The organism is Streptomyces roseifaciens (genome assembly GCF_001445655.1).
In the GTDB taxonomy this organism is placed as follows: Bacteria; Actinomycetota; Actinomycetes; order Streptomycetales; family Streptomycetaceae; genus Streptomyces; species Streptomyces aureoversilis.
Genome location: NZ_LNBE01000004.1, coordinates 334,240 through 359,030, shown reverse-complemented (window position 1 = coordinate 359,030; position 24,791 = coordinate 334,240). Strand labels below are relative to the sequence as shown.

Sequence of the window (24,791 nt, the reverse complement as noted above, 5' to 3'; positions counted from 1 at the left end):
GCGATGAGAGAACCATGAGCAAGCAGCAGGCCGGCCTGTACGAGCCGCTCCCGGCGGCGCCCCGCTCCTACGCGCGGCCGGGCGGCCCGAGCGGCTACGGCGCGGCCGTCTGGCCGCCGCCGGTACCGGACCGGCGGGGTGGCGGCAGGGGCAAGGTGGTGGCCGCCGTGGCGATCGGTTCACTCATCACGATGTGCACACTTCTGGGCGGTTTTCTGCTCCTCACGGGAGGCGGCAGCTCGGCACACGGCAGCGCGGCACACGGCGGCGCGCGCTACCGGCTGACGGCGCCGGAGCGCGTGGGGGACTTCCGCAGGGACGCCCCCGTGGACCGCACCTTCCGCGCGGACCACCTGGAGCGGCTGCGACGCCTGGGCGTCCGCGACGCGGGGAGCGTCACGGCGGGCTACGCGTCCGGCCCCGCCCGCGGCGGAATGCTGATGTACAGCGGGCTGTGGGGGGAAGTGAAGGACCCCGAGCGGGCGGTGGACGGCATGTTCGAAGCGATGGCGGAGGACGCGCGGGAACAGCCGGTGAAACAGGGGACGCGGGAGGAGATCGAGGGCAGCCCGGTACGGGTGAGCCCGCAGGGCACGGGCGATGCGGTGATGAAGTGCCAATCGGTGCACTTCACCCCCGCGGACGGCGGCACCGGGGCGGGCCTGCCCTTCTCGTACTGCGTGTGGGCGGACCACAGCACGGTGGGCGTCGTGGGCGCGGCCCTGGGCGGAGGGGCGGGCATCTCGGAGGCGGCGGAGGCGACGGGGGAACTGCGGGGGGCGGCGCGGGCCCCGCGGTAGGGGCTGAATAAACGACAAGAAAGGATGTACCCCGACTTCTATCGACAAAGAGACGTGGGGGGACCATCCGATGAACGGGACGAACGAGCCGCCGTACGGGCAGCCGAGCGGTAAGGGCAAGGCGATCGGCATCGGGGCGGGAGTCCTGGCCGTACTGGTGGGCCTCGTGGGCGGCGGCCTGTACATGGTCAGCGGCAATGACGACAAGACGGGCGCGTACACGATCGAAATGCCGCAGACGCTGGCGGACGGCGAGTACAAGCGGCTCCCCGGCAAGAAGGAGAAGAAGGACCTCGACGCCGAGGACCGCGCCGAGATGAAGAAGCTGGACCTGGAGAAGGCGGACGGCGACAACGCCGGCTACAGGAACGACAAGAAGCAGGGCCTCCAGGTCATCGGCTTCTACGGCGCGATCCCGGCCCCGGCGAAGACCGTAGACAAGATGATCAAGGGGATGGCCGAGGACGACGACGCCCCCTCCCCGGGGGACGAGATCAAGCGCGGGGAGTACGAGGACTACCGCCCGAGCGGCTTCGACGGGGCCGTCCTGAAGTGCAAGCAGGACACGATGGCGTTCACGGTCGTCGACACGAAGTACTCGCAGACCACGAGCCAGTGCATATGGGGCGACAAGGGCGCCGTCGGGCTCGTCATCAGCCACTCCATGGGCAGCGGTGACGACGCCGGGCAGTCGGACGGCCTGCCCGCGGGCAGGCTGGCCGAGCTGACGACCAAGATCCGCAACGAGGTCCGCAAGGAGAAGTAGCCGTGCGGGGCAGAACTGTTCCGAAACCGTTGCCGCTCTACGGTAAGGACCACCTAAGAGATCCGGAAGGATAGCGGGACTGTCACACGAGTCCCCCCACGGATCGAGAGAGACGCATGAGCTACAACCAGCCGGGCCCGTACGGGCAGCAGCCGCCCCAGCAGCCGGGCCCCTACGCCCAGGGCGCGCCCGCCGGCCAGCCCGGTTACGGTTACCCGCCGCCGCCCCCGCCGCCCGGCACGCCCTACGGCGCCCCGCAGCAGCCCTACGGCGCCCCCCAGCAGCCGGCCCCGTACGGCCAGCAGCCCCAGCCCGGCTACCCGGGCCAGTACCCCCCGCCGGTCCCGCCCCAGGGCGGCGGCAAGGGCAAGGCGATCGGCATCACGATCGGCGCGGTGGCGGTCGTGGGCGCGCTCATCGCGGGTGCGGTGTACTTCATGGGCGGCGACGGCGAGGTCAAGCCGTACACGATCGTGATGCCGGACAAGCTGCTGGACGGGAAGTACACGAAGAGCAGTGTGAGCTCCCCGGGGTCCAAGCAGACGGACACTCAGGACCTGACGAACAACGAGAAGATCAAGCAGTTGGGGATCTCCAACGGCACGGCCGTCTCGGGCAGCTACACCAACGCCGAGAAGCAGAACCTTCACGTGACGGGCGTGCACGGCGATCTATCGGACCCGAAGAAGACGGTCGACGCGATGATCGCGCAGATGGAGGAGAACGAGAAGAAGAACTCTGCAGCCATGCAGGGCGCCAAGATCGAGACGGTCACGGCCTGGGCGGAGTTCTCCCCGAGTGGCTTCGACGGCGCAGTCATGAAGTGCTCGACCAAGAAGTCGACAGTCGCCATGGGCGCCATTTCGGCCTCAAACGAGTTCAGCACCTGCATCTGGGGCGACTCGAGCGCCGTCGGTTTCGTGCGGCATGCGGTCTCGAAGAGCAACAGCCCCTACGGAGGCAGCGCCGCCACCGGCAACGTGATGTCCGCCCAGGACATGGCCGGGGCAACCGCCAAGATCCGCAACGAGGTCCGCAAGGACAAGTGAGCTCTCGCGACAGTCTGAAAGTTGGCTGGATAGCGACGGTCTGTTGTCGGTCCTGCTAGTAGCGTCACCCACAAGGATGATCAAGTCTGCCGAGCGGCCATTGAGGTTGCCCGGCAGGCTACTCAAACATGAGGGAGACAACAACGTGCGCAAGTTGGCGCAGCGGGTGGCGGTTGCAGCAGGGCTGATCATGGCGGCTGGCACGCTTCAACTCGCCACCTCGACTACGGCAGAAGCCACTCCTGCCCAGTGCACGAGTTACCTCAAGTCGTACGGCTACTCTGTCGGCCCCAAGGTGAAGGAGGCTTGCCAGTTTGCAGCTAACGACTGGAGCGATGAAATGACGGGCGGCAACGAGCCCTGCATAGAGATGCTGAAGCTCCTCGGCGTTCGCCCCGCACACGCCGACTTCGCGTGCGCCGCCCACTGAGGCACCTCAGGCATCTCTGACAACCCTGCCTGACCACCGAGCAGGGAACGTCAGCCTGCCAGCGGTAACGGCCACAGCTGCGGCCGTTACCGCACTCGGCTATTTCCCCCATCTGCTGGCGGTGTTGGCGGCCTGCACCTTGGCGCTGAGCAGCTCGGCCTCGGTGACGGGCCGGACCGCGTCGGGTGCGGCCTCCCACTCCTTGCCTCCTGCGAGCGTACGCAGCAGGAGCTGCGGCCCGCCGTTGCGCATGACCTGCCCGACGGCTCCGTCGCGGGTGTCCAGGACGAACGTGCCGATGCCGGGCAGGGGTTGCTGATGGTTCCGGGCAGCGCAGGTGCACGCGCCCAACGGAGACCGGGGCCGGAGGTCGATGCCGTGGGCGGTGGCCCATACGTAGACCCTGCAGGACGGCCCCTCTGGGGTACGGGGTTGCGGGACGGGCGGTGGTTCGGGGGCGGAAATCTGCCGTACCTGACGGAACCAGCGGCGGATAAGGTTGCGCATGTCGACGCTCCTACGTAGGCGTTGGCCACGCCCCGGGACCGTGCCAGCGGTCGCCGGGGTCTTCCACAACGCGGAGAGCCTAGCGCAGGGAACCATAGGGCCCGTAGATAACTAAGGGAACGAAGATATCTGTGCATTGCAGTGAACACTTGGAACACGTAGCGTTCCCATGTGGTCGAATTCGCTCCTGACATCCCGCGCTGGCGCCAAGTGGCCGAAGTGATCCGGCAACGCATCAAGGACGGCACGTACCCGCCCCGCTCGCGCGTTCCGTCAATCAACCAACTCACCGAAGAGTTCGGCATCGCGGCCATGACGGCCCACAAGGTCCACCGTGGACTGCGCGAGGAGGGGCTCATCTACACGGAACCGGGCTTGGGCTCGTACGTCTCCCCGCAGCCGCAGGACGGCTGAGGTCAAGACAGGCTGGCAGCTGCCGCGATGTGGCCGGGCACGTCATGGGTGCTTCGCTCAGCGCGGCACCGTCGTGGTTGCTCGTCCGGCTGCGGGATGCACTTGGGCGCGGAAATCCACCGGCCTGCGCCGTAGGGCGGCGGATAAGTGACTCAAGATGGCGGTCGAGCGCCTCAGCAGCCCACCAGGCACCCCGTGCCACAAGAGTCCCCACCGCGGGACAGCCGGACGCCCGGCCACTACGGTGCCGAGCTGAGCGAAGCGCCCACGACGGCAGGAACCACATCGCGGCAGCAGCCCGCTCACCCTCAGCCACGGCCGGAGCGCAAGGTCTCCTCACGCAGCCGCATCCGTGACGGCAGGAGTACGGCGCTCAACACCCCACCCACCACACAGCCAACACACCGGACCCGAGCCCCCACCTGCCCCCCGCCGGCCTGCCTTGACCCCAGCCCCCGCTCAGCTCATCTCGGTCCCGTTGATGTAGTACACCTCCACGGTCGCCGTGCCGTGCAGGAACTGCTCGACCAGGGCGCCGGTGCGGTCGCCGCGGTCCCAGGCCGCCTTGGCCTTCGGGCTCAGCTCGCGGAGCCCCAGGCCCGGGCTGGCCGGGCGGATGAGCAGGTCGGCCCAGCCGGCGCTGCGCAGGTACTTCTCCAGCGTCGGGCCGGTGCTGACCTTGGACTCCAGGTAGCGGTGGGGCGGTAAGCCGTCGCGGTTGCCGATCGACTGGCCGGAGAGGGCCTTGGACAGCACGGCACGCGAGGCCGCGTTCCAACCGACGTTGGCGTGCTGGAGGGGGGACCAAGCGGCGCCCTTACTCGTCGCGATGGTCAGATCGCTGTTGCTGATGCTCTTGAGGATGAAGTGACCGGCCATGACCTTCTCCTGAACGTCGGGGATACGTGGGCCCGAAACCGGGCCGGACCCACCGCATGCTCGCCCACCCCGCCTCCCCTGGCCAGAGCCCTAATCAGCCACCACCCGGGCTGCCTTGAGCCGTCCGCGGCTTCACCACATCAGGGCGCTTTCGACGTCGCTCTGCCAGTACGTCACCGCCGCCTTGCTGTCGACCCACGTGTCCTTGGGGAGCTTCACCGTGCGCGCCCGGCTCTGCGTGCCGTCGCCCTCGTCGAAGCTCACCCGCAGGACGCTCGCGGTGCGCCCGTCCGTGCCGGAGCCGTCGGCGGCGGACAGGTTGATGCCCGCGTACGCGGACTGGCCGGGCTCCAACGTGACGACGGCCTGCGGGATGGAGTCCTCCACGACCGGCACCACGTGCTGCGCGGCGTCGAAAGCGAGGTGCGGGTGGGCATAGGCGAAGCACGGCTGGGAGCTGGTGTTGGTGGCCGTCAGCAGCTGGTGGTTGATCGGGCGGGACACGTTCTGGACCGTGACCTTGGTGTTGCTCAAGGAGCAGGCCGGGATGGACGTCGCCGCCGGTTCCGCGGCCTGCGCCTGAGCAGTCGTGGCGGCGGCGGTGCCGACGAGCAGCGTGGCTGCGAGGGCGAGGCCGGTGGCGGTGATGCGGGCGGTACGCATACGAGTGTCTCCAAGGGTTGCCGAACGCCCCCTGGGGCGGAGTTGCCCGGGGCGTGTCGCCAGCCTGTCTCTCACTCTCCCGCGCTCACAAGATCCACCGCATCATTCGGGACACCGGAACATTTCCACCCAACCCGACCTGCGGAAACACCGCCCGCCTGGAACGCCGCACTGGAACGAGAACGGGCCGGCTACTCCCCCGCCCCCTCCGCCAGCGCCTCCAGCAGGCTCACCGCCTCCTCCGCCCGCTCGTACGGGACGAAGAGGTGGTCGTGGTGGAAGCCCGCCACGACGTTGCAGCTGAGGTCGGCCTGGGCGAGGGCCTGGGCGACTGCTGCCGTGAGGCCTACCGCCTCCAGCGCCGAATGGACCTGCAGCGTGATCCAGCCCGCCACGTACTCGTACGCCAGGCCGGCCGCGTCGGCCTCCTCCTGCCGTACGACCACGGTGAGGCCTTCCGGTTCCCTCACCGTCACGACGGGGGCCACACCCGCCGGGGCCTCCCCCTCCACCGTCCCGTACACGTACCGCCCGCCGTTGAGCACGGGCCGCATACCGCCCAGCAGCTTCGTCAGATCGCGTTCTCCTGCCATGCCCGCCACCCTACGTACGAGCGTGCACGGACACACGAAAGGGCGCCCGGCACTCGTCCGGACGCCCTCTTCCACGCTACCGCTCAGCTCTCCTCGCCGAAGAGCTCCTCGATGGAGGCGACGGTGAAGGCGCGGTCGGCCCAGCCCTGCACGATGCCCAGATCCGTGCACTCCGCGATGCGCTCCCGGTCCCTGTCGGACACCGGAACCCCACGGTGCTCCAGCACGCGCAACACCATCTCCGCCTTACCCTTGGCCTCGCCCTTGGCCGTGCCCTCCAGGAGCGTCTCCTCGACGAGGGTGCCCCGGCCGGGGAAGTACGTACGGATGGTCATCAGGTTCCTCCAGGTCTCCCTCGCCGGGGTCTCTCCCAGGCCGATCTCCAGCAGTTCCGAGTAGTACGCGACGGACTCTTCGCCAACCGTTCCCAGGGCACGCGCCGGCGCGTCCAGTGGGCCCAGCCCGTTCACCAGTTCCACGAACCCGCAGACAACAAGAAAGGGGCACCCGGCGATCCGCCGGGCACCCCTTGCGCGAGCTCAGCTCAGCGCAGCGCCTACGCGCTCTTCTCGTGCCGTTCGTCCTTGCCCACGATGCGCGGCTCGCGCGGGACCAGGGTCGGGTTGACGTTCGAGTGGACGACGTCCGCCGTGATGACGACGCGGGCCACGTCCTTCCTCGACGGGACCTCGTACATCACCGACATCAGGACTTCCTCCATGATGGCGCGCAGGCCGCGCGCCCCCGTGCCGCGGAGGATGGCCTGGTCGGCGATGGCCTCCAGGGCGGGGCGGTCGAACTCCAGCTCGACGCCGTCGAGTTCAAACAGACGCTGGTACTGCTTCACCAGGGCGTTACGCGGCTCGACCAGGATCTGGAGCAGGGCCTCGCGGTCCAGGTTGTGGACGGAGGTGATGACCGGCAGGCGGCCGATGAACTCCGGGATCATGCCGAACTTGACCAGGTCCTCCGGCATGACCTCCTGGAACTGATCGCTGGCCTCGATCTCGCGCTTGGAGCGGATCGTCGCGCCGAAGCCGATGCCCTTGGCGCCCGCCCGGGACTCGATGATCTTCTCCAGGCCGGAGAAGGCGCCGCCGACGATGAACAGCACGTTCGTCGTGTCGATCTGGATGAATTCCTGGTGCGGGTGCTTGCGGCCGCCCTGGGGCGGGACCGAGGCCGTGGTGCCTTCCAGGATCTTCAGCAGAGCCTGCTGGACGCCCTCGCCCGACACGTCCCGTGTGATCGACGGATTTTCGCTCTTACGGGCGACCTTGTCGATCTCATCGATGTAGATGATGCCGGTCTCGGCCTTCTTGACGTCGTAGTCGGCGGCCTGGATCAGCTTCAGCAGGATGTTCTCGACGTCCTCGCCGACATAGCCGGCCTCCGTCAGGGCCGTCGCGTCGGCGATGGCGAAGGGGACGTTCAGCATGCGGGCCAGGGTCTGGGCCAGCAGCGTCTTGCCGGAGCCCGTGGGGCCCAGCAGCAGGATGTTGGACTTGGCGAGCTCGATGCCGTCGTCACGGTTGTGCGCGCCGGTCTCGCCGGCCTGCACGCGCTTGTAGTGGTTGTAGACGGCGACAGAGAGGGCCTTTTTCGCGGCCTCCTGGCCCACGACATAGCCTTCGAGGAACTCGTAGATTTCGCGGGGCTTCGGGAGTTCCTCCCAGCGCACCTCGCTCGTCTCCGCGAGCTCTTCCTCGATGATCTCGTTGCAGAGGTCGATGCACTCGTCGCAGATGTACACACCAGGACCCGCGATGAGCTTCTTCACCTGCTTCTGGCTCTTGCCGCAGAACGAGCACTTGAGCAGATCGCCGCCGTCACCGATGCGTGCCACGAGGTGCTTCCCCTTCGCCTGGGATCCGCCTTGCACTGCGAACCCGGGTGCTTGCCTATCGACGGTACCTTGCCGGGCCCCCCGAGCGGGCCCCCCTTGGCCTTACTCGGTCGGCTCAAGGGGGATACCAGCGGCACGGCGATCAAACGTTTACGGAACTCTTGCGGGTAGAAACGATCTGGTCGACCAGGCCGTAGGCGAGCGCGTCCTCGGCCGTGAGGATCTTGTCGCGCTCGATGTCGTCCCGGATCTTCTCGATCGGCTGGGTGGAGTGCTTGGCCAGCATCTCCTCCAGCTGGGTGCGCATCCGCATGATCTCCTTCGCGGCGATCTCCAGGTCGGAGAGCTGCTCGCGGCCCGTCTGGCTGGAGGGCTGGTGGATCAGCACGCGGGCGTTGGGCAGGGCCATGCGCTTGCCCGGGGTGCCGGCCGCGAGCAGGATCGCGGCGGCGGAGGCGGCCTGGCCCATGCAGACCGTCTGGATGTCCGGCTTCACGAACTGCATCGTGTCGTAGATGGCCGTGAGGGCCGTGAACGAGCCGCCGGGGCTGTTGATGTAGATCGAGATGTCGCGGTCCGGGTCCATCGACTCCAGGCACAGCAGCTGCGCCATGACGTCGTTGGCGGAGGCGTCGTCGATCTGCACGCCGAGGAAGATCACGCGCTCTTCGAAGAGCTTCGCGTACGGGTCGTACTCGCGGACGCCCTGGGAGGTGCGCTCGACGAAGCGCGGGACGACGTAGCGGGCCTCGGCCTGGGGGCCGGTGTACAGGCCGCTCGGGGACGAGATGTTCATGCGGGTTTCACCATCCTGGTGGCGGTCGATGGGCCGGGAAGCAGCTTCCCGGCCCGGAAGCGGGCTCTCTGGCGGTACGTACTGCGCCGGGGCTCAGGCCCCGGTGCCGCCGCCGCCCGGAACGCCGGAAGCGTGGGTGATGATCTCGTCGATGATCCCGTACTCCTTGGCCTCCTGCGCGGTGAACCAGCGGTCCCGGTCACCGTCGCGGATGATCGTCTCCACGGTCTGGCCGGTGTGGTGCGCGGTGATCTCGGCCATGCGCTTCTTGGTGCGCAGCAGCTGCTCGGCCTGGATCTTGATGTCCGAGGCGGTGCCGCCGAGGCCCGCGGACCCCTGGTGCATGAGGATGTCGGTGTTGGGCAGCGCGAAGCGCTTGCCCGGGGTGCCGCCGGTCAGCAGGAACTGGCCCATCGAGGCCGCGAGGCCCATGCCGATGGTGACCACGTCGTTCGGGATGTACTGCATGGTGTCGTAGACCGCCATGCCGGCCGTCACCGAGCCGCCGGGGCTGTTGATGTAGAGGTAGATGTCCTTGTCCGGGTCGGCGGCCAGGAGGAGCATCTGCGCCGTGATCTTGTTGGCGATGTCGTCGTCGACCTGCTGGCCGAGGAAGATGATCCGCTCCCCGAGCAGCCGGTTGTAGACCTGGTCGCCGAGGCCACCACCGATGGCGATCTCACCGGCGGCGGAAGGCATCAGATTCGTCACGTATCCACCTGCTCGTCTCTGACGGCAACGGGCCGTCTCCGCGTCTTCTCCGGGGACCGGGGTCCGGCTCGGCCGGACTGCTCGCCGGCGCGCTGCCATGTCTCCCCTGCCCTCGTATCTACGGACCCTAACGCGCTGTTCGGCGGGCGCCATCCCGCATCAGGAACTGTTCGCTCTGAGCGCAGGTTCCGCAGGTCGCACAGCAGCCCGCAGAGGCCGGCGGAGGCCCTTTGAGGCGCCTTCGAGGCGCGCCGGGCGCCCCCGGGCACCCTGGGGCACCCGGGGACGCGGACGGGCCCGGACGCGTGAAAACGTCCGGACCCGTCCGTAGCTGCTGTGCGGCTGCCTGAGCGGCCGCCCTATGCGGCTGCCGGGGCTCAGGCCTCGGTGGTGGCCTCGGCGGTCTCGCCGTCCTCGTCCTCGTCGTCCAGGCTGATGACCTCGCCGGACGCGTCCTTGACGGTGGCGGCCTCGACCACGGTGGCCAGCGCCTTGCCGCGGGCGACCTCGCCGACCAGCATCGGGACCTGGCCGCCCTCGACGACCGCCTGGGCGAACTGGTCGGGGCTCATGCCGGAGGACTGGGCACGGCGCATGAGGTGCTCGGTGAGCTCCTCCTGGCCGACCGAGACCTTCTCCTTGTTGACGATCTCGTCGAGGATGAACTGGGTCTTGATGCCCTTCTCGGCCTGCTCCTTGAGCTCGGCGTCGAACTCCTCGGCGGACTTGCCCTGGATCTCCAGGTACTTCGCCAGGTCCAGGCCCATCTGGCCCAGCTGGTGGTGCTCGAGGTTGTGCTTGCGGGTGTTGACCTCGTCCTCGAGCAGCTTCTCCGGCATCGGGACCTCGACCAGCTTGATCAGCTCGTCGAGGACCTTCTCCTGGGCCTGCGTGGCCTGGTCGAACTTCTTCATCCGCTCGAGGCGCTTGCGGCTGTCGGCGCGCAGCTCCTCCAGCGTGTCGAACTCGCTCGCCAGCTGGGCGAAGTCGTCGTCGAGCTCCGGCAGTTCGCGGGACTTGACGGCGGTGACGTCGACCTTGACCTCGGCCTCCTTGCCCTCGGCGGAACCGCCCTTGAGCTCGGAGGTGAAGGTGGCGGTGCCGCCGGCCTCGAGACCGGTCACGGCCTCGTCGATGCCGTCGAGCAGCTGGCCGGAGCCGATGGTGTAGTCGACGCCCTTGGCGACGCCGTCCTCGAGGACCTCGCCGTCGACCTTGGCCTCCAGGTCGACGGTGACGATGTCACCCTCGGCGGCGGCGCGCTCGACGGGGGAGGTGGTCGCGAAGCGGTCGCGCAGCTGCTCGAGCGACTTCTCGACGTCCTCGTCGGTGACCTCGACGGAGTCGACGGTGACCTCGATGCCGGAGTAGTCCGGGATCTCCAGGGTCGGGCGGATGTCCACCTCGGCGGTGAAGGCCAGCAGCTCGCCGTCCTTCAGCTCCGTGATGTCGACCTCGGGCTGACCCAGCGGGTTCAGCTCGGCCTCGTTGATCGCCTCGGTGTAGAACTTCGGAAGCGCGTCGTTGACGGCCTCCTCCAGCACCGCACCGCGGCCGAAGCGCTGGTCGATGACACGGGCCGGGATCTTGCCCTGACGGAAGCCCTTCACCGTGACCTGCTGGTTGATCTTCTTGTACGCCGCGTCGAGGCTGGCCTTGAGCTCCTCGAAGGGCACCTCGACAGTGAGCCGAACCCGAGTCGGGTTCAGGGTCTCCACGGCGCTCTTCACGGTTCGGTCTCCTTGGGGCTGACTTCTGGTGATTCTGCTGAGGTTCAGCGGATCGCGCCCGGTAGGCAGACTCGGTGGTGCAGACACACGGGCGCGCAGCTTGCATAGTAACCGCAAGCAGGATGAGCCCCACAATGTGATCTTGACCGTGGTCGTGTGGTCGGGGTGGCCGGATTCGAACCGACGACCTTCCGCTCCCAAAGCGGACGCGCTACCAAGCTGCGCCACACCCCGTAAGTGCGAGACGTAGGGTACATGCCCGCGGGGGTAACAGTGGCCTGATTAACGTCGGCGCCGGGAAGCACGGGGCGGCGCGGAGGCGGCGCGGAAGCGGCGCGCGGCGGAGGGCCGAAGGGGTGACGTGCGATGCACGGCCCGGACCCGCTACGATGCACAACGTGCCGCACGGCCCTGTCCGGGTTCGCGGCGCATGCGGGCGTAGCTCAATGGTAGAGCCCCAGTCTTCCAAACTGGCTACGCGGGTTCGATTCCCGTCGCCCGCTCCACCGACGCCTCCGGCCCTGCCGGAGGCGTTTGTCGTTCCTCTGCCGGGTCCCCTGCCGGTTTCCCGTGGCGTTCCCGTGTCCTACCCGGGGAACGCCGTCCGGGCGGCTCAGAACTTGATGCCGTTTATCGTCTCGGCGATCGAGTTCAGGAACCTCTGGATCGACGGCGCCATGCCCGTCGAGGCGAGGAAGAAGCCGAAGAGGATGGCGACGAGTGCCGGGCCGCCCTTGATGCTGCCGGAGCGGAAGAGCACCACCAGCACGATCGCCAAGAGCAGCACCACTGACAGCGAAATGGCCACAACTGATCACACCCTCGGTCGGATACTCACTGGTCTGCCCGGGAGACATGCTCCCCGCGGCCCTCGCCCGTCAACCATCGTGCCACCAACTTGCCTGTTTCCGTGGGCCTGTGACATTTCATCGGCACTTCGTCCAGAAACTGCCTGCAAAGCCGTGGGCAGTGGAAATCGGGTGACTTGACGGTCCGCGTGGCGGCGGCGGCTTCGGCGCCGCTAGGGTGCGTCGGATGTCCCCCGCTGTCACACCTCCCGCCCGCGCGGTGATCCCCTCGGGGCAGCCCGGCACTGCGTCCGCACCCGCCGCCCCAGCACAGCGCGATCCCTTTTTCGACAACGCGAAATACCTCGCGATCGTCCTCGTGGCGCTGGGGCACGCGTGGGAGCCGCTCTCGCACACCAGCCGGGCCGCGCTGGCGCTCTACATGACCGTGTACACCTTCCACATGCCGGCGTTCATCCTGATATCCGGCTATTTCTCCCGCGGCTTCGATCTGAGCCCCGCCAAGCTCAAGCGCCTGCTCACGGGTGTGGTCGTGCCGTACCTGGTCTTCGAAGTCGCCTACACGTACTTCCAGCACTGGGCGGAGGACGACGCGCCGCCGGAGCCCATTTCCCTGCTCAACCCGTGGTACCTGAACTGGTTCCTGGCCGCGCTCTTCATCTGGCGGCTGACCACCCCGGTGTGGAAGCTCATCCGCCGGCCGATCCCCGTCGCCTTCGCCGTGGCCGTCCTGGCCGCGGTCTCCCCCGAGGTCGGCGGCGACTTCGCCATGGAGCGGGTGCTGCAGTTCCTGCCGTTCTTCGTGATCGGACTGCACCTGCGCCGCGAGCACTTCGAGATGGTGCGGCGCCGCTGGGTGCGGATCGCGGCGGTGCCGGTCTTCGCCGCGGCGATCGCCGTCGCGTACTGGCTGGCGCCCCGGCTGGACACCGGCTGGCTCTACCGCAGCAGCGCCGTCCAGGACCTGCACGAGCCGGCCTGGACGGCCCCGGTGATGACCTTCGTCCTGTTCGCCTGCGCGGCCGTGCTCACGGCGGGGTTCCTGGCCTGGGTGCCGCGCCGCAAGGTGTGGTTCACGGCGCTGGGCGCGGGGACCCTGTACGGGTACCTGCTGCACGGCTTCCTGATCAAGCTGTCGCGCTGGTGGGAGTGGTACGACGCGGCCGCGTGGATCCGCGGGCCGGTCGGCGAGGTCGTGGTCACCCTGATCGCGATCGCGGGCATGACGGCGCTGTGCACGTCGCCTGTGCGGCGGGTGTTCCGGTGTGTCATGGAGCCGCGCATGGAGTGGGCGTTCCGTAAGCCCTAGGCCTACGGACCGGCCGCGTCCCTACGCCTCGATGCCCAGCAGCCGCCGCATCCGCGCGTACTTCGCCGCCAGGCGACCCCGCGTCGCCTCGTCCAGTTCCTTCGCCCGCTCCGGGTCGGAGTTGTGCGCCAGGTCCGATTCCTTGACCAGGAGGGCTCCCGGCGTGGCCAGGATGCGGGCCGCGTAGTCCTCCGGGGCCTCGCCCGGGCGCTTCGTGACCGCCAGGACCATGTCCTTGACCGGCCGGGGCAGCTCCGAGGCCTCCAGCCACTCCTCGCTCACCGCGCCGTCCTCGACGGCGTCGTGCAGCCAGGCCGCGGCCATCTGCTCGTCGCTGCCGCCGCGCCGCCGTACGCCCTCGGCTACGGCGGCCAGGTGCTCGGTGTACGGGCGGCCGGCCTTGTCGGTCTGGGCGGCGTGCGCGCGCCGCGCGAGCGCCTCCACGGCGGCGAGGTCGAGAGCGGTCATGCGGGTCCTCCGTGGTTGCGGGTCAGTGCCGGCAGATCAGCAGCAGGGCCCGGTCGTCGTTGACGTCCTTCGCGACGGCCTCGATCAGGTGCCAGGCCGCGCCCTGGAAGCCGGCGGAGACGTAGCGGTCGGCCTCGCCGGTGAGGCGGTCCATGCCTTCGGTGAGGTCCCGCTCGGAGGTCTCGACCAGTCCGTCGGTGAAGAGCATGAGGACGTCGCCGGGCTGCAGGGTGCCCTTTATCGGGTCGAACTGGGCGCCGTCGTACACGCCGAGCAGCGGCCCCTCCGCGGCCTTCTCCTCCCAGCGGCCGGTGCCGGCGCAGAGCTGGAGGCCGGGCAGGTGGCCCGCGGAGAACATCTCGTAGTCGCCGCTGTCGAGGTCGAGGACGAGGTGCACGGAGGTCGCGAAGCCCTCGTCCCAGTCCTGGCGGAGCAGGTAGCCGTTGGCGGCGGGCAGGAAGGCGTGGGGCGGCAGGGAGCCGAGGAGGCCGCCGAAGGCGCCGGAGAGCAGGAGCGCGCGGGAGGCGGCGTCCATGCCCTTGCCGGAGACGTCCGTCAGGACGACCTCCAGGGTGCGGCCGCCGTTCGTCCGGGCGGCGACGACGAAGTCGCCGGAGAAGGACTGGCCGCCGGCCGGGCGCAGCGCCATCTCCCGGTGCCAGCCGCGCGGCAGCTTGGGCAGCTTGCTCTGGACGCGGATGCGTTCGCGCAGGTCGAAGAGCATGGTGCCGCCGCGCCGCCAGGGCACGCCGACGCGGCTGCGGAACTGGGCGATGAGCAGCCCGAGGAGGCCGACGGCGGCGACGACGAGGATCGTGCCGGGCGTGACGCGGACGCCGTCGCCGGAGGCGTCGGGGTTGAGCACGGCGGCCTCGGCGATGAGGGCCACGGCCGAGGCCGCGTACAGCGCGAGCAGGCTGGCGGGGCGCAGCAGCAGCCCGCCGGCGACGATCGGCAGGACGAGGGCGGTGGGCACGCACCAGGCGGGCAGCGCGATGGTGGTCAGGGCGAGGGCGGGGATCGTGAGCAGCAGGGCCGCGAGGGCGATCCAGTCGGATCCGTCGCCGCGGAAGTAGTCGACCCCGGCTTTGCGCACGCTTGTACGGGCCCGGTGCCATGCCTTGCGCATCCGGGCCGTCGGGGTCTCCGCACCGCCAGTCATTGCATCGTGACCTTATCCACCCATTCGGCGGTGCGTCGACTCACGCCGCGCCGACACGGCCGCGCACGGTACGTCCCGTGCGGCGGGGTCGGCCCCATATGCGAAATTCCTTCGCCCGGAGGGCCGGGTCGCTGCTAGGCATGGGGTATGACGACGGAGTTGCGAGTCCTTCGCGGTGCTGAGTTCGACGCCTGGTACACCGCGGTGGAGCTGGGGTTCGGCGGGGTCCCCGAGGCCCCCGAGGAGGCCGCCCTGTGGCGTGAACTGGCCGGCCTCGACCGTTCGGTCGGGGTCTGGGACGGCGCGGAGGCGGTGGGTACGACCGGGGCGTTCGCCCTGCGGATCACGGTTCCCGGGGGCGCCCCGGTGCCCGCGGCCGGGGTGACGATGGTGAGCGTGCGGCCGACGCACCGGAGGCGCGGCGTGTTGCGGCAGATGATGCGGCGGCAGCTGGACGACCTGCGGGCCTGGGGCGAACCCCTGGCCGTCCTGACGGCTTCCGAGCCGGACATCTACGGGCGGTTCGGCTACGGCATCGCGACCCACTCCCTGAGCGTCCGTATCGATACGACCCGCGTGCGCGTGTCCGCCCCGGAGGGCACGGACGGGGTGCGGCTGCGCTTGTCGAAGCCCGATGAAGCGCGCGACGCCTGCGAGGCGGTCTACGCACGCCGGGTAGCCGCCCGCCCGGGCATGCTCGCGCGGCAGCCGGGCTGGGAGGCCGTGCCGCTGCTGGACCCGGCGGACGGGCGCGAGGGCGCGTCGCCGCTGCAGTGCGTGCTCGCCGAGGAGGGCGGGCGGACGGTGGGGTACGCGCGGTACGCGGTCCGGCCGCTGTGGGCCGAGTCGGGCCCGGGCGGGACGGTGCTCCTGCGCGACGTGGAGGCGCTGACCCCGGCCGCGTACGCCGCCCTGTGGCGCTATCTGACGGAGATCGACCTGACGTCGCTCGTGACCGCCCACAACCGGCCCGTGGACGACCCGCTGCTGCATCTCGTCAGCGACATCCGGCGGTGCGAGCCCCGGGTCAAGGACTCGCTGCACGTGCGGCTGGTCGAGGTGGGGAGCGCGCTCACCGCGCGGACCTACCGGAGCCCGGTGGACGTCGTGCTGGAGGTGGCCGACGACTTCTGCCCCTGGAACGCGGGGCGGTGGCGGCTGACCGGCGATGCGAAGGGCGCGTCCTGCGAGCGCACCGAGGACGCGGCCGACCTGGCCCTGTCCGTACGGGAGCTGGGGTCGGCCTATCTCGGCGGGGTGTCGCTCGCCGCGCTGGCGGGGGCCGGCCGGGTGCGGGAGCTGCGCGAGGGTGCGCTGGAGGAGGCGGCGGCGGCCTTCGGCAGCGATGTGGCGCCGTGGCTGCCGCACGGCTTCTGACCGCGGAACCACGGCACCGCGGTACCGGGATCCTGCTGACGGGCTGTCAGCGCTGCTGGCAGCCCGGGCACCAGAAGAGATTGCGGGCGGCGAGACCGGCGGTGCGGATCTCGCCGCCGCAGATGTGGCAGGCCATCCGGGCGCGGCGGTAGACGTAGACCTCGCCGCCGTGGTCGTCGACGCGCGGCGGGCGGCCCATGGCCTCCGGGGTGTGCTCGGGCCGCACGGTGTCGATCCTGTTGTTGCGCACGCCCTCGCGCATCAGCTCGACCAGATCCGACCAGATCCCTTCCCATTCGGAACGGGTCAGATCACGGCCGAGCCGGTACGGGTCGATTCCGTGCCGGAAGAGGACCTCGGCGCGGTAGACGTTGCCGACGCCCGCGATGACCTTCTGGTCCATGAGGAGGGCGGCGACGCTGGTGCGGCTGCGCGAGATGCGGTGCCAGGCCGCCTCGCCGTCGTCCTCGGGACGCAGCGGGTCCGGGCCGAGGCGGTCGTGTATCGCCTGCTTCTCGGCGTCGGTGATCAGGGCGCAGGTGGTGGGGCCGCGGAGGTCCGCGTGGCCCTCGGGGTTCGCCAGGCGCAGGCGCACCGTGTCGGTGGGGGGCGGGGCGTGCCCCGTCCCGAAGGCGTACTTGCCGAAGAGACCGAGGTGGATGTGGATCCAGTCGCCGCCGCCGAAGCCGAGGAAGAGGTGCTTGCCGTGGGCCTCGGCGGTCTCCAGGGGGCGGCCGTCGACGAGGGCCGCGCCGTCGGAGAACTTGCCCTGGGGGCTGGTCACCCGGACGGGGCGCTCCGCGAAGAGGTCACGATGGTCGGCCGCGAGGCGGTGGATCGTATGCCCTTCGGGCATGGCGGTGTCTCCTGTGTGCTTCCGTCTGCGGGCGGCCGGCGGCTTCTCCCCTGCCCGCCCCTTCCCGAACCGGGGCTCCGCCCCGGGCCCCGGACCGCGCTGCGCGCGGCTTCCTCAAGCGCCGGACAGGCTGGATCTCCCGCCTGCCCGGCGACCGGGACGGGAGGTCAGCCCTGCTGCGGGTGGTGCGCCGGGATCGCGGGCAGCTCGCCCGTCTCCTCGTAGCGCGCCAGCATCTCGATGCGGCGGGTGTGGCGCTCCTCACCGGAGTACGGCGTGGCCAGGAAGATCTCGACGAACTTCGTCGCCTCCTCCTCGGTGTGCATCCGGCCGCCGATGCTGATCACGTTGGCGTTGTTGTGCTCGCGGCCGAGGGCGGCCGTCTGCTCGCTCCAGGCGAGGGCGGCCCGGACGCCCTTGACCTTGTTCGCGGCGATCTGCTCGCCGTTGCCGGAGCCGCCGATCACGATGCCGAGGCTGTCGGCGTCGGCGGCGGTCCTCTCCGCGGCGCGGAGGCAGAACGGCGGGTAGTCGTCCTGGGCGTCGTAGATGTGGGGACCGCAGTCGACGGGCTCGTGGCCGTGGGCCTTGAGCCACTCGACGAGGTGGTTCTTGAGTTCGTAGCCGGCATGGTCGGAGCCGAGGTACACGCGCATGCGTCCGAGTGTGGCACGAACGGGGACCGTGATCGGCCAGCAGGTCGTCGTAACTCTGAGTGAACACAACGAAATGGATTCGGGTCTTCCTAAAGACACCTTCGAAAAGTTCTAATGCGGTGGCTCGTAACCCGAGAACCAAAGGAACAACCCGAAGGAACGTGCATATGAGCGCGACACCGCCGACCATGACGAAGGGGTCGACGACCGGCGATCCCGGCAACGCCCCGGCGGCGGGCGGGGAAGGCCTCAAGGCCGGACTCAAGAACCGCCACCTGTCCATGATCGCCATTGGCGGTGTGATCGGTGCGGGCCTCTTCGTGGGTTCCGCCTCCGGCATCGCCGCCGCCGGCCCCGGCATTCTCATCTCCTACGCCCTCGTCGGCACGCTCGTCGTCTTCGTGATGCGGATGCTCGGCGAGATGGCCGCGGCCAACCCGACCTCCGGCTCGTTCTCCGCCTACGCGGACCGGGCGCTCGGCCGCTGGGCCGGTTTCTCCATCGGCTGGCTGTACTGGTTCTTCTGGGTCGTCGTGCTGGCGGTCGAGGCGACCGCCGGCGCCGCCATCCTCAACGGCTGGATACCGTCCGTCCCGCAGTGGGCCTGGGCCCTGATCGTCATGATCGTGCTGACGGCGACCAACCTCGCCTCGGTCAGCTCGTACGGCGAGTTCGAGTTCTGGTTCGCCGGCATCAAGGTCGTCGCGATCGCCGCGTTCGTGGTCATCGGCATGCTGGCCGTCTTCGGCGTGCTGCCGGGCTCGGACAACCCGGGCGCGGGTCTGGACAACCTCACCGCACACGGCGGGTTCCTGCCCAACGGAGCGGGCGCCATCCTCACCGGTGTGCTGATGGTCGTCTTCTCCTTCATGGGCAGCGAGATCGTCACGCTCGCCGCCGGTGAGTCCGAGGACCCGCAGCGCGCGGTCCGCCAGGCCACCAACAGCGTCATCTGGCGCATCGCCGTCTTCTACCTCGGCTCGATCTTCGTCGTGGTCAGCCTGCTCCCGTGGGACAGCAAGGAGATCGCGGACAAGGGCAGCTACGTCGCGGCGCTCGACTCGATCGGCATCCCGCACGCCGGCCAGATCATGAACGTCATCGTCCTGACGGCCGTTCTGTCCTGCCTGAACTCCGGCCTCTACACCGCCTCCCGCATGGCCTTCTCCCTCGGCCAGCGCGGCGACGCGCCGAAGTCCTTCGCCACGGTCAACAAGCGGGGCGTGCCGCAGGTCGCCATCCTCGCCTCGGTCGTCTTCGGCTTCGTGTCGGTGATCTTCAACTACGTCTGGCCGGACACCGTCTTCAAGTTCCTGCTGAACGCCTCGGGTGCCGTCGCCCTCTTCGTCTGGCTGGTGATCTGCTTCACCCAGCTGAAGATGCGCGGCATCATCCTGCGCGAGATGCCGGAGAAGCTCACGGTGAAGATGTGGCTCTTCCCGTACCTGACGTGGGCCACCATCGGCATGATCACCTTCGTGCTGGGCTACATGCTCTACACCGGTGGTGACAACCGGCAGACGGTGCTCGCCTCCGTGCTGGTGGGTGTGATCGTCGTGGCGCTGGGCCTGGTCCTGGACCGCCGCCACCGCGCGAACGCCGGGCGCTAGCCTCAACAAAATCAAAAACCGCGACGGCGTCGGCGAAGGGCATGTTCGTGGCGAGGGCCAGGTACGGCACGCCGACCGCGTAGACGATCGCGGAGCCGAGCGCCATCGTGCCGGCGGTGCGCAGGACCGAGCGGTCGGCGCCGCGGCGGGCCAGGGCGCCGACGACGGTCGCGGCGAGCAGCATGCCGAGGACGTAGCCGAAGGACGGGAAGGCGGCGCCGGACTTGGCCTCGGCGAACCACGGCATGCCCGCGACGCCCGCGACGGCGTACAGGGCGAGGGAGAGGAAGCCGCGGCGGGCACCGAGGGCGGTGCCGACCAGCAGGACCGCGAAGGTCTGGCCGCTGACGGGGACCGGGGAGCCGGGGACGGGGACGGCGATCTGCGCCGCGAGGCCGGTGAGGGCGGCTCCGCCCAGGATCAGGGCCGCATCGCGCACGCGGGCGCGCCCTGCGGTGGAGGCGGGGAGCAGATCGGCGAGGACCGTACCGGTCCGGGGAACAGAGGCAGCGGCGGTGGCCATCTTCACTCCGCAGATAAGTGGTGGGGACAAGTGACTTTGTGACGTTAGCCGAGGGCACTCGAAGGGACATCGCGCGGCAATGACAAAGGCGAGCCTTCCGGCTTGGAGACTTCCCCGGGTGGTTCCCGGCGCGGGCGGAATATCGCGTGATGCTTGTCACTGGAGCTCGGTAAGGCTTGGCTCGGACTGCATTACCGGGAGAATGTGGAGTCACCTATACCCCTTTGCGCTCCGCGCGAAGATCGCCAGCGCCCTTCGCGCGGATCCGAGAGTACGAACCCATGCACGACGCACCCCCCGCCGCGGATTCCCTCGCGGCCGAGAAAGAACCCCTGTCGGCCGGGCTCAAGCAGCGGCACCTGACGATGCTCGGGCTGGGCGGCGTCATCGGCGCCGGCCTCTTCGTCGGCTCCGGCGCCGGAATCGCCGTGGCGGGTCCGGGCATCATCGTCTCCTACCTGATCGCGGGTGCGCTCGCGATGCTGGTGATGCGGATGCTCGGCGAGATGTCCGCCGCCATGCCCGCCTCGGGCGCCTTCTCGGTGCACGCCGAGCGGGCGCTGGGCCGCTGGGCCGGCTTCACCGTCGGCTGGCTGTACTGGTTCCTGCTGGTGGTCGTGCTGGCCGTGGAGGCCACGGGCGCGGCCCAGATCGCCAACGGCTGGGTGCCGGGCGTCCCGCAGTGGGCCTGGGTGCTGATCTTCATGGTGGTCTTCACGGCCGCCAACCTCACCGCCGTGAAGAACTTCGGCGAGTTCGAGTTCTGGTTCGCCGCGCTCAAGGTCGGCGCGATCGTCCTCTTCCTGGCGCTGAGCCTGCTGGCGGTCTTCGGCGTGCTGCCGGACACCGAGGCGGTGGGCTTCACCAACCTCACCGGCCAGGGCGGCTTCCTGCCCAACGGCGTGAGCGGCGTCGTCTCCGGCGTCCTCGCGGTCGTCTTCGCCTTCGGCGGCCTGGAGGTCCTCACGATCGCCGCCGCCGAGTCCGACGACCCGGCGCGCGCCGTCGGCCGTGCGGTGCGCAGCGCCGTGTGGCGCATCCTCTTCTTCTACGTGGGCTCGATGATCGTCATCGTCACCCTGCTGCCGTGGTCGTCCATGGAGCCGGGCAAGAGCCCGTACGTGGCCGTGCTCGACCACATCGGCATCCCGGCCGCCGGGCAGATCATGAACATCGTGGTCTTCGTGGCGCTGCTGTCGGCGCTGAACGCCAACCTCTACGGCTCGTCGCGGATGGTCTTCTCGCTCGCCGAGCGCGACGAGGCCCCCAAGGCGCTGCTGAAGGTGTCCGGCAGCGGCGTGCCGCGCCGGGCCGTGCTGGCCTCGGTCGCGTTCGGTTTCGCCTCGGTGATACTCAACCTCCAGTGGCCGGATTCAATCTTCCGGTACTTGCTCAATGCCGTGGGTGCGGTCCTGCTCTTCGTCTGGGGTCTGATCGCCGTCTCGCAGCTGCGGCTGCGGCGCCGGATCGAGCGGGAGATGCCCGAGCGGCTCGCCCTGCGGATGTGGTGCTTCCCCTATCTGACCTGGGTCGCTCTGGCCGGGATGGCCGGGGTGCTGGTGCTGATGCTGACCGACGAGGGGGCCCGGCCGCAGCTGATGTGGTCGGCCGCGGCGACCGGTGCCGTGCTCCTGGTGGCCGGGGTGCGCGAGCTCCGGCTGCGCCGGGCGGGCTGATCACGGCCGCCCGGAGCGCTCCGGGCGGCTGATTTCCTTCCTCTTCTGGCGAGATGTCAGGCACGGACAGTCATACCGCCGTCTGAATATCGGACAGCCCTGTCACAGGTGTTGTCCTGGGCGAACATGACCCCCACACTGAGGCAACTTTTCCGCTCTCACCCCACGGGACACACACGACCATGACTCGGACTTCTGCGACCTCCGCGCCCGAGCGCGCGGTCAGCGACCAGGCGCCGGGCGGCACGGATCTGTCGCACGGCCTCAAGCAGCGCCATCTGTCGATGATCGCCCTCGGCGGCGTCATCGGCGCCGGCCTCTTCGTCGGCTCCGGCGCGGGCATCGCCGCGGCCGGTCCGGCCATCGTGCTCGCCTATGCGGTCTCCGGACTGCTCGTGATGCTCGTGATGCGGATGCTGGGCGAGATGGCCGCGGCCAACCCGTCCTCGGGCACGTTCTCCGTGCACGCCGAGAAGGCGATAGGCCCCTGGGCTGGCTTCGCCGCCGGCTGGATGTTCTGGGTCGAGCTCTGTGTGGGCATCGCCGTGGAGGCGATCGGTGCGGCCCACATCATGCAGTCCTGGTTCCCCTCCACGGCCTCGTGGATGTGGGTGCTGATCTTCATGGCCGTCTTCTGCGGGACGAACCTCGCGGCGGTCAGCAACTTCGGCGAGTTCGAATTCTGGTTCGCGGCGCTCAAGGTCGCCGCGATCGGCGTCTTCCTCCTCCTGGGCGTCCTCGCCATCTTCGGCGCGCTGCCGGGCACCGAGGCCCCGGGCTCCGACAACCTCACCGGTCACGGCGGCTTCGTCCCCAACGGCGCCAACGGCCTGGTCGTGGGCCTGCTCGCCTCCGTCTTCGCCTACGGCGGCCTGGAGACGGTGACGATCGCGGCGGCCGAGTCCGAGCACCCGGTCAAGGGCGTCGCCCAGGCCGTCCGCACGGCGATGTGGCGGATCGCCCTCTTCTACGTCGGCTCGATGCTGGTCATCGTCACCGTGCTGCCCTGGAACGACAAGGCGCTCCTGACGGACGGCCCCTACGTGGCGGTGCTCAAGCACCTCGACATCCCGGCCGCCGGGCAGATCATGAACGTCATCGTCCTGGTCGCCCTGCTCTCCGCGATGAACGCCAACATCTACGGCGCCTCCCGGATGTCGCACTCCCTGGTCATGCGCGGCGAGGGCCCGCGGTTCCTGGCCAAGGTCACCGGCGGCGTGCCGCGGCTGACCGTGATCGCCTCCTCCGCCTTCGGCTTCTTCGCCGTCCTGCTCAGCTACTGGTGGCCCGACACCGTCTTCAAGTGGCTGCTGTACATGACGGGCGCCGCGGTGCTCGTGGTGTGGGGCTTCATCGCCGTCACCCAGCTGCGGATGCGCCGGCAGCTGGAGCGCTCGGCGCCGGAGAAGCTCGTGGTGAAGATGTGGCTCTTCCCGGGTCTGACCTGGGTGGCCCTGGCCGGCATCGTGGCGGTCCTCTCGCTGATGCTGCGCGAGGAGGACACCCGCGTCCAGCTGTACTTCACCGCCGGGCTGACGGGCGCCCTCGCCCTCATCGGCTACGTCCGGCAGCGCATGACGGCCGCGAAGCACTGACCGCGGTCCGCTGACCGCACCGTTCGGCCACCACCCACACCCCCCACGAGGCGGGCTGGGTCCTGATCTTCAGGACCTAGCCCGCCTCGGTCTTTCGTAGGAGATCGCCGACCCTTACGGCCCGTCAGTTGTTCTTGCTGGTAGCGTCTACCTGCAAGTTAATTGCAATAAGCAGTCGGAGGGCTCGGCATGGCCATCTACACACTTCCTGAACTTCCCTACGATTACGCTGCGCTGCAGCCGACGATCGACGCGAAGATCATCGAGCTGCACCACGACAAGCACCACGCGGCGTACGTCAAGGGCGCGAACGACACCCTGGAGCAGCTCGCCGAGGCCCGCGACAAGGACCAGTGGGGCGCCATCAACGGCCTGGAGAAGAACCTGGCCTTCCACCTCTCCGGTCACATCCTGCACAGCATCTACTGGCAGAACATGTCCGGCGACGGCGGCGGCGAGCCCCTGGACAAGGACGGCGTGGGCGAGCTCGCCGACGCCATCGCCGAGTCCTTCGGCTCCTTCGCCAAGTTCAAGGCGCAGCTGACCAAGGCCTCCGCGACCACCCAGGGCTCCGGCTGGGGCGTCCTCGCCTACGAGCCCATCAGCGGCAAGCTGATCGTCGAGCAGGTCTACGACCACCAGGGCAACGTCGGCCAGGGCTCGGTCCCGATCCTGGTCTTCGACGCCTGGGAGCACGCCTTCTACCTGCAGTACAAGAACCAGAAGGTCGACTTCATCGACGCCATGTGGGCGGTCGTCAACTGGCAGGACGTCGCGAAGCGCTTCGAGGCCGCCAAGCAGCGCGGCAACCTGCTGCTGGTTCCGTAATTCCGTAAGGAATTCACCGCTGTCCTGCTCGTGATCGTCTTCTCACCCTTCACGGAGCAGGCGGAGAAGGCCCCCGCACCGCGGGGGCCTTCTCACTCTCGTTCATGCGTGGCCGAACGCCTCGCCCGTCACCGTGAACCCCTTCGCGAGCCCCACGTCGTGCAGCCGGGCGAACCGCCCCGCGTCCCAGCAGGTGTGCACCGCGAAGCGGTAGTCGGCCGAGGCCGTGCCGTCGGCGGCGACCCGTACCGTCCCCGTCAGCCTGTACTCGAAGGCGTGCAGTGCCAGCCGCCAGTCCACGCTCCCCCACGTCCGCGGGAGCTCCACCTCGCGCCAGCCGCTGTCCGCGGGGTAGGCCGCGGCGGTACGGGGCCCGTCGCGCCACCGCTCCAGGGCCTCGGCGCGCCAGCGGTCGAGCTGCTCCCCGGCGGCGGAGCGCACGGCCGGGAGGGCTAGCAGGGCCTCCGCGTCCACGCGGTGGGCGGCGCCGTTGCCGCGCAGGTAGTGGCGCAGGGCCGCCGCCGCGCGGCGCAGGCCCAGTGCGGACCGCAGCGGGACCAGGGCCCGGCAGCCCGCGCGCAGCAGCAGGTCGTACGGGCGTACGGGCAGCTCCGCGTAGTGGCCTGCGGCCGGCGTGTCCCCGTCCGCCCGGCCCCCGTCGAAGCCCAGCGGCGGGGTGAGATCGGTCTGCCCCATACCGGGACATTAAGGGACGCCGGGTCGGATCGCCCGCCGGAG

The 24,791-nt window shown here is 69.5% G+C and carries 26 protein-coding genes, 2 tRNA genes and 1 pseudogene; 12 read left to right on the top strand and 17 right to left on the bottom strand.

Going from position 1 to position 24,791, the window contains the following annotated elements:
* Nucleotides 1-14: 14 nt before the first annotated feature.
* The 4 genes from AS857_RS18700 (at nt 15) to AS857_RS18685 (ending at nt 3,045) form a co-directional block, all read left to right on the top strand.
* Nucleotides 15-800, top strand: coding sequence for a hypothetical protein (locus AS857_RS18700; protein ID WP_058044452.1), 786 nt, complete (start codon nt 15-17; stop codon nt 798-800).
* Between the two features lie 70 nt (nt 801-870).
* Nucleotides 871-1,566 (top strand): hypothetical protein, encoded by a 696-nt coding sequence (locus AS857_RS18695; protein WP_058044451.1) that lies wholly within the window; start codon nt 871-873, stop codon nt 1,564-1,566.
* Nucleotides 1,567-1,682: 116 nt separating this feature from the next.
* Nucleotides 1,683-2,615, top strand: coding sequence for a hypothetical protein (locus AS857_RS18690; RefSeq protein WP_058044450.1), 933 nt, complete (start codon nt 1,683-1,685; stop codon nt 2,613-2,615).
* Nucleotides 2,616-2,760: 145 nt separating this feature from the next.
* Nucleotides 2,761-3,045: a hypothetical protein gene (locus tag AS857_RS18685; protein WP_058044449.1), complete on the top strand. Its 285-nt coding sequence runs from the start codon at nt 2,761-2,763 to the stop codon at nt 3,043-3,045.
* A gap of 99 nt (nt 3,046-3,144) precedes the next feature.
* Here AS857_RS18685 and AS857_RS42105 read toward each other — a convergent pair whose 3' ends face one another.
* Nucleotides 3,145-3,552, bottom strand: a complete 408-nt coding sequence (locus AS857_RS42105; protein WP_338058268.1) for a hypothetical protein — start codon at nt 3,550-3,552, stop codon at nt 3,145-3,147.
* A 171-nt stretch (nt 3,553-3,723) separates the two neighbouring features.
* Between AS857_RS42105 and AS857_RS18675 the strand changes: the two genes are divergently transcribed.
* Complete coding sequence (locus tag AS857_RS18675; RefSeq protein ID WP_245700308.1) at nt 3,724-3,966, top strand: GntR family transcriptional regulator; 243 nt, start codon at nt 3,724-3,726, stop codon at nt 3,964-3,966.
* A gap of 459 nt (nt 3,967-4,425) precedes the next feature.
* On the opposite strand, the gene AS857_RS18670 is transcribed toward AS857_RS18675, so the two are convergent.
* The 9 genes from AS857_RS18670 to AS857_RS18630 all read right to left on the bottom strand — a co-directional run bounded on the left by AS857_RS18670 (nt 4,426) and on the right by AS857_RS18630 (nt 11,418).
* A complete protein-coding gene (locus AS857_RS18670) occupies nt 4,426-4,845 on the bottom strand; it encodes a hypothetical protein (protein WP_058044448.1) in 420 nt (139 codons plus the stop codon).
* A gap of 132 nt (nt 4,846-4,977) precedes the next feature.
* On the bottom strand, nt 4,978-5,508 hold the full coding sequence (locus tag AS857_RS18665; RefSeq protein WP_058044447.1) for a DUF4232 domain-containing protein: 531 nt from the start codon (nt 5,506-5,508) through the stop codon (nt 4,978-4,980).
* A gap of 191 nt (nt 5,509-5,699) precedes the next feature.
* Entirely contained in the window at nt 5,700-6,101 is a 402-nt protein-coding gene (locus AS857_RS18660) for an ACT domain-containing protein (RefSeq protein WP_058044446.1), read from the bottom strand.
* An 83-nt stretch (nt 6,102-6,184) separates the two neighbouring features.
* Nucleotides 6,185-6,580 carry a hypothetical protein gene (locus tag AS857_RS18655; RefSeq protein WP_058044445.1) on the bottom strand — a complete coding sequence of 132 codons (396 nt, stop codon included), beginning with the start codon at nt 6,578-6,580 and terminating at the stop codon, nt 6,185-6,187.
* Nucleotides 6,581-6,657: 77 nt separating this feature from the next.
* Nucleotides 6,658-7,947 carry an ATP-dependent Clp protease ATP-binding subunit ClpX gene (clpX, locus tag AS857_RS18650; protein ID WP_030366476.1) on the bottom strand — a complete coding sequence of 430 codons (1,290 nt, stop codon included), beginning with the start codon at nt 7,945-7,947 and terminating at the stop codon, nt 6,658-6,660.
* A 142-nt stretch (nt 7,948-8,089) separates the two neighbouring features.
* Entirely contained in the window at nt 8,090-8,743 is a 654-nt protein-coding gene (locus AS857_RS18645; protein WP_058044444.1) for an ATP-dependent Clp protease proteolytic subunit, read from the bottom strand.
* Nucleotides 8,744-8,836: 93 nt separating this feature from the next.
* Nucleotides 8,837-9,442, bottom strand: a complete 606-nt coding sequence (locus tag AS857_RS18640; protein WP_058044443.1) for an ATP-dependent Clp protease proteolytic subunit — start codon at nt 9,440-9,442, stop codon at nt 8,837-8,839.
* 389 nt (nt 9,443-9,831) lie between these two features.
* Entirely contained in the window at nt 9,832-11,184 is a 1,353-nt protein-coding gene (gene tig / locus AS857_RS18635; protein ID WP_058044442.1) for a trigger factor, read from the bottom strand.
* Nucleotides 11,185-11,341: 157 nt separating this feature from the next.
* Nucleotides 11,342-11,418 (bottom strand) — tRNA-Pro (locus AS857_RS18630).
* Nucleotides 11,419-11,616: 198 nt separating this feature from the next.
* Here AS857_RS18630 and AS857_RS18625 point away from each other — a divergent pair.
* A tRNA-Gly gene (locus tag AS857_RS18625) sits at nt 11,617-11,690 on the top strand.
* Between the two features lie 107 nt (nt 11,691-11,797).
* Here AS857_RS18625 and AS857_RS18620 read toward each other — a convergent pair.
* The gene (locus AS857_RS18620; RefSeq protein WP_058044441.1) at nt 11,798-11,992 is read right to left on the bottom strand and encodes a hypothetical protein; all 195 of its coding nucleotides are present in this window, start codon (nt 11,990-11,992) and stop codon (nt 11,798-11,800) included.
* A 227-nt stretch (nt 11,993-12,219) separates the two neighbouring features.
* Between AS857_RS18620 and AS857_RS18615 the strand changes: the two genes are divergently transcribed.
* Complete coding sequence (locus tag AS857_RS18615; RefSeq protein WP_058044440.1) at nt 12,220-13,302, top strand: acyltransferase family protein; 1,083 nt, start codon at nt 12,220-12,222, stop codon at nt 13,300-13,302.
* Between the two features lie 21 nt (nt 13,303-13,323).
* On the opposite strand, the gene AS857_RS18610 is transcribed toward AS857_RS18615, so the two are convergent.
* Together AS857_RS18610 and AS857_RS18605 are read right to left on the bottom strand one after the other, a co-directional pair.
* Nucleotides 13,324-13,770 (bottom strand): HD domain-containing protein, encoded by a 447-nt coding sequence (locus tag AS857_RS18610; protein ID WP_058044439.1) that lies wholly within the window; start codon nt 13,768-13,770, stop codon nt 13,324-13,326.
* A gap of 22 nt (nt 13,771-13,792) precedes the next feature.
* On the bottom strand, nt 13,793-14,932 hold the full coding sequence (locus tag AS857_RS18605) for a PP2C family protein-serine/threonine phosphatase (protein ID WP_058044438.1): 1,140 nt from the start codon (nt 14,930-14,932) through the stop codon (nt 13,793-13,795).
* Between the two features lie 147 nt (nt 14,933-15,079).
* On the opposite strand from AS857_RS18605, the gene AS857_RS18600 reads away from it, so the two are divergent.
* Entirely contained in the window at nt 15,080-16,309 is a 1,230-nt protein-coding gene (locus tag AS857_RS18600; RefSeq protein WP_058044437.1) for a GNAT family N-acetyltransferase, read from the top strand.
* Nucleotides 16,310-16,355: 46 nt separating this feature from the next.
* Here AS857_RS18600 and AS857_RS18595 read toward each other — a convergent pair whose 3' ends face one another.
* Nucleotides 16,356-17,165: an Fpg/Nei family DNA glycosylase gene (locus AS857_RS18595; RefSeq protein ID WP_058044436.1), complete on the bottom strand. Its 810-nt coding sequence runs from the start codon at nt 17,163-17,165 to the stop codon at nt 16,356-16,358.
* Nucleotides 17,166-17,332: 167 nt separating this feature from the next.
* Nucleotides 17,333-17,821 (bottom strand): ribose-5-phosphate isomerase, encoded by a 489-nt coding sequence (locus tag AS857_RS18590; RefSeq protein WP_058044435.1) that lies wholly within the window; start codon nt 17,819-17,821, stop codon nt 17,333-17,335.
* 167 nt (nt 17,822-17,988) lie between these two features.
* Here AS857_RS18590 and AS857_RS18585 point away from each other — a divergent pair, with 167 nt between their 5' ends.
* Nucleotides 17,989-19,431, top strand: a complete 1,443-nt coding sequence (locus AS857_RS18585; protein ID WP_058044434.1) for an amino acid permease — start codon at nt 17,989-17,991, stop codon at nt 19,429-19,431.
* Between the two features lie 19 nt (nt 19,432-19,450).
* On the opposite strand, the pseudogene AS857_RS37850 reads toward AS857_RS18585, so the two are convergent.
* Nucleotides 19,451-19,954: pseudogene (locus AS857_RS37850) on the bottom strand (biotin transporter BioY); the annotation flags it as partial.
* A 281-nt stretch (nt 19,955-20,235) separates the two neighbouring features.
* On the opposite strand from AS857_RS37850, the gene AS857_RS18580 reads away from it, so the two are divergent.
* From AS857_RS18580 to AS857_RS18570, 3 genes are all read left to right on the top strand, one after another.
* Nucleotides 20,236-21,630 (top strand): amino acid permease, encoded by a 1,395-nt coding sequence (locus AS857_RS18580; RefSeq protein ID WP_058044433.1) that lies wholly within the window; start codon nt 20,236-20,238, stop codon nt 21,628-21,630.
* A gap of 182 nt (nt 21,631-21,812) precedes the next feature.
* Nucleotides 21,813-23,225 (top strand): amino acid permease, encoded by a 1,413-nt coding sequence (locus tag AS857_RS18575; RefSeq protein WP_058044432.1) that lies wholly within the window; start codon nt 21,813-21,815, stop codon nt 23,223-23,225.
* Between the two features lie 189 nt (nt 23,226-23,414).
* Nucleotides 23,415-24,053 (top strand): superoxide dismutase, encoded by a 639-nt coding sequence (locus AS857_RS18570; RefSeq protein WP_058044431.1) that lies wholly within the window; start codon nt 23,415-23,417, stop codon nt 24,051-24,053.
* A gap of 102 nt (nt 24,054-24,155) precedes the next feature.
* Here AS857_RS18570 and AS857_RS18565 read toward each other — a convergent pair whose 3' ends face one another.
* Nucleotides 24,156-24,749, bottom strand: coding sequence for a hypothetical protein (locus AS857_RS18565; protein WP_058044430.1), 594 nt, complete (start codon nt 24,747-24,749; stop codon nt 24,156-24,158).
* Nucleotides 24,750-24,791 lie beyond the last annotated feature (42 nt).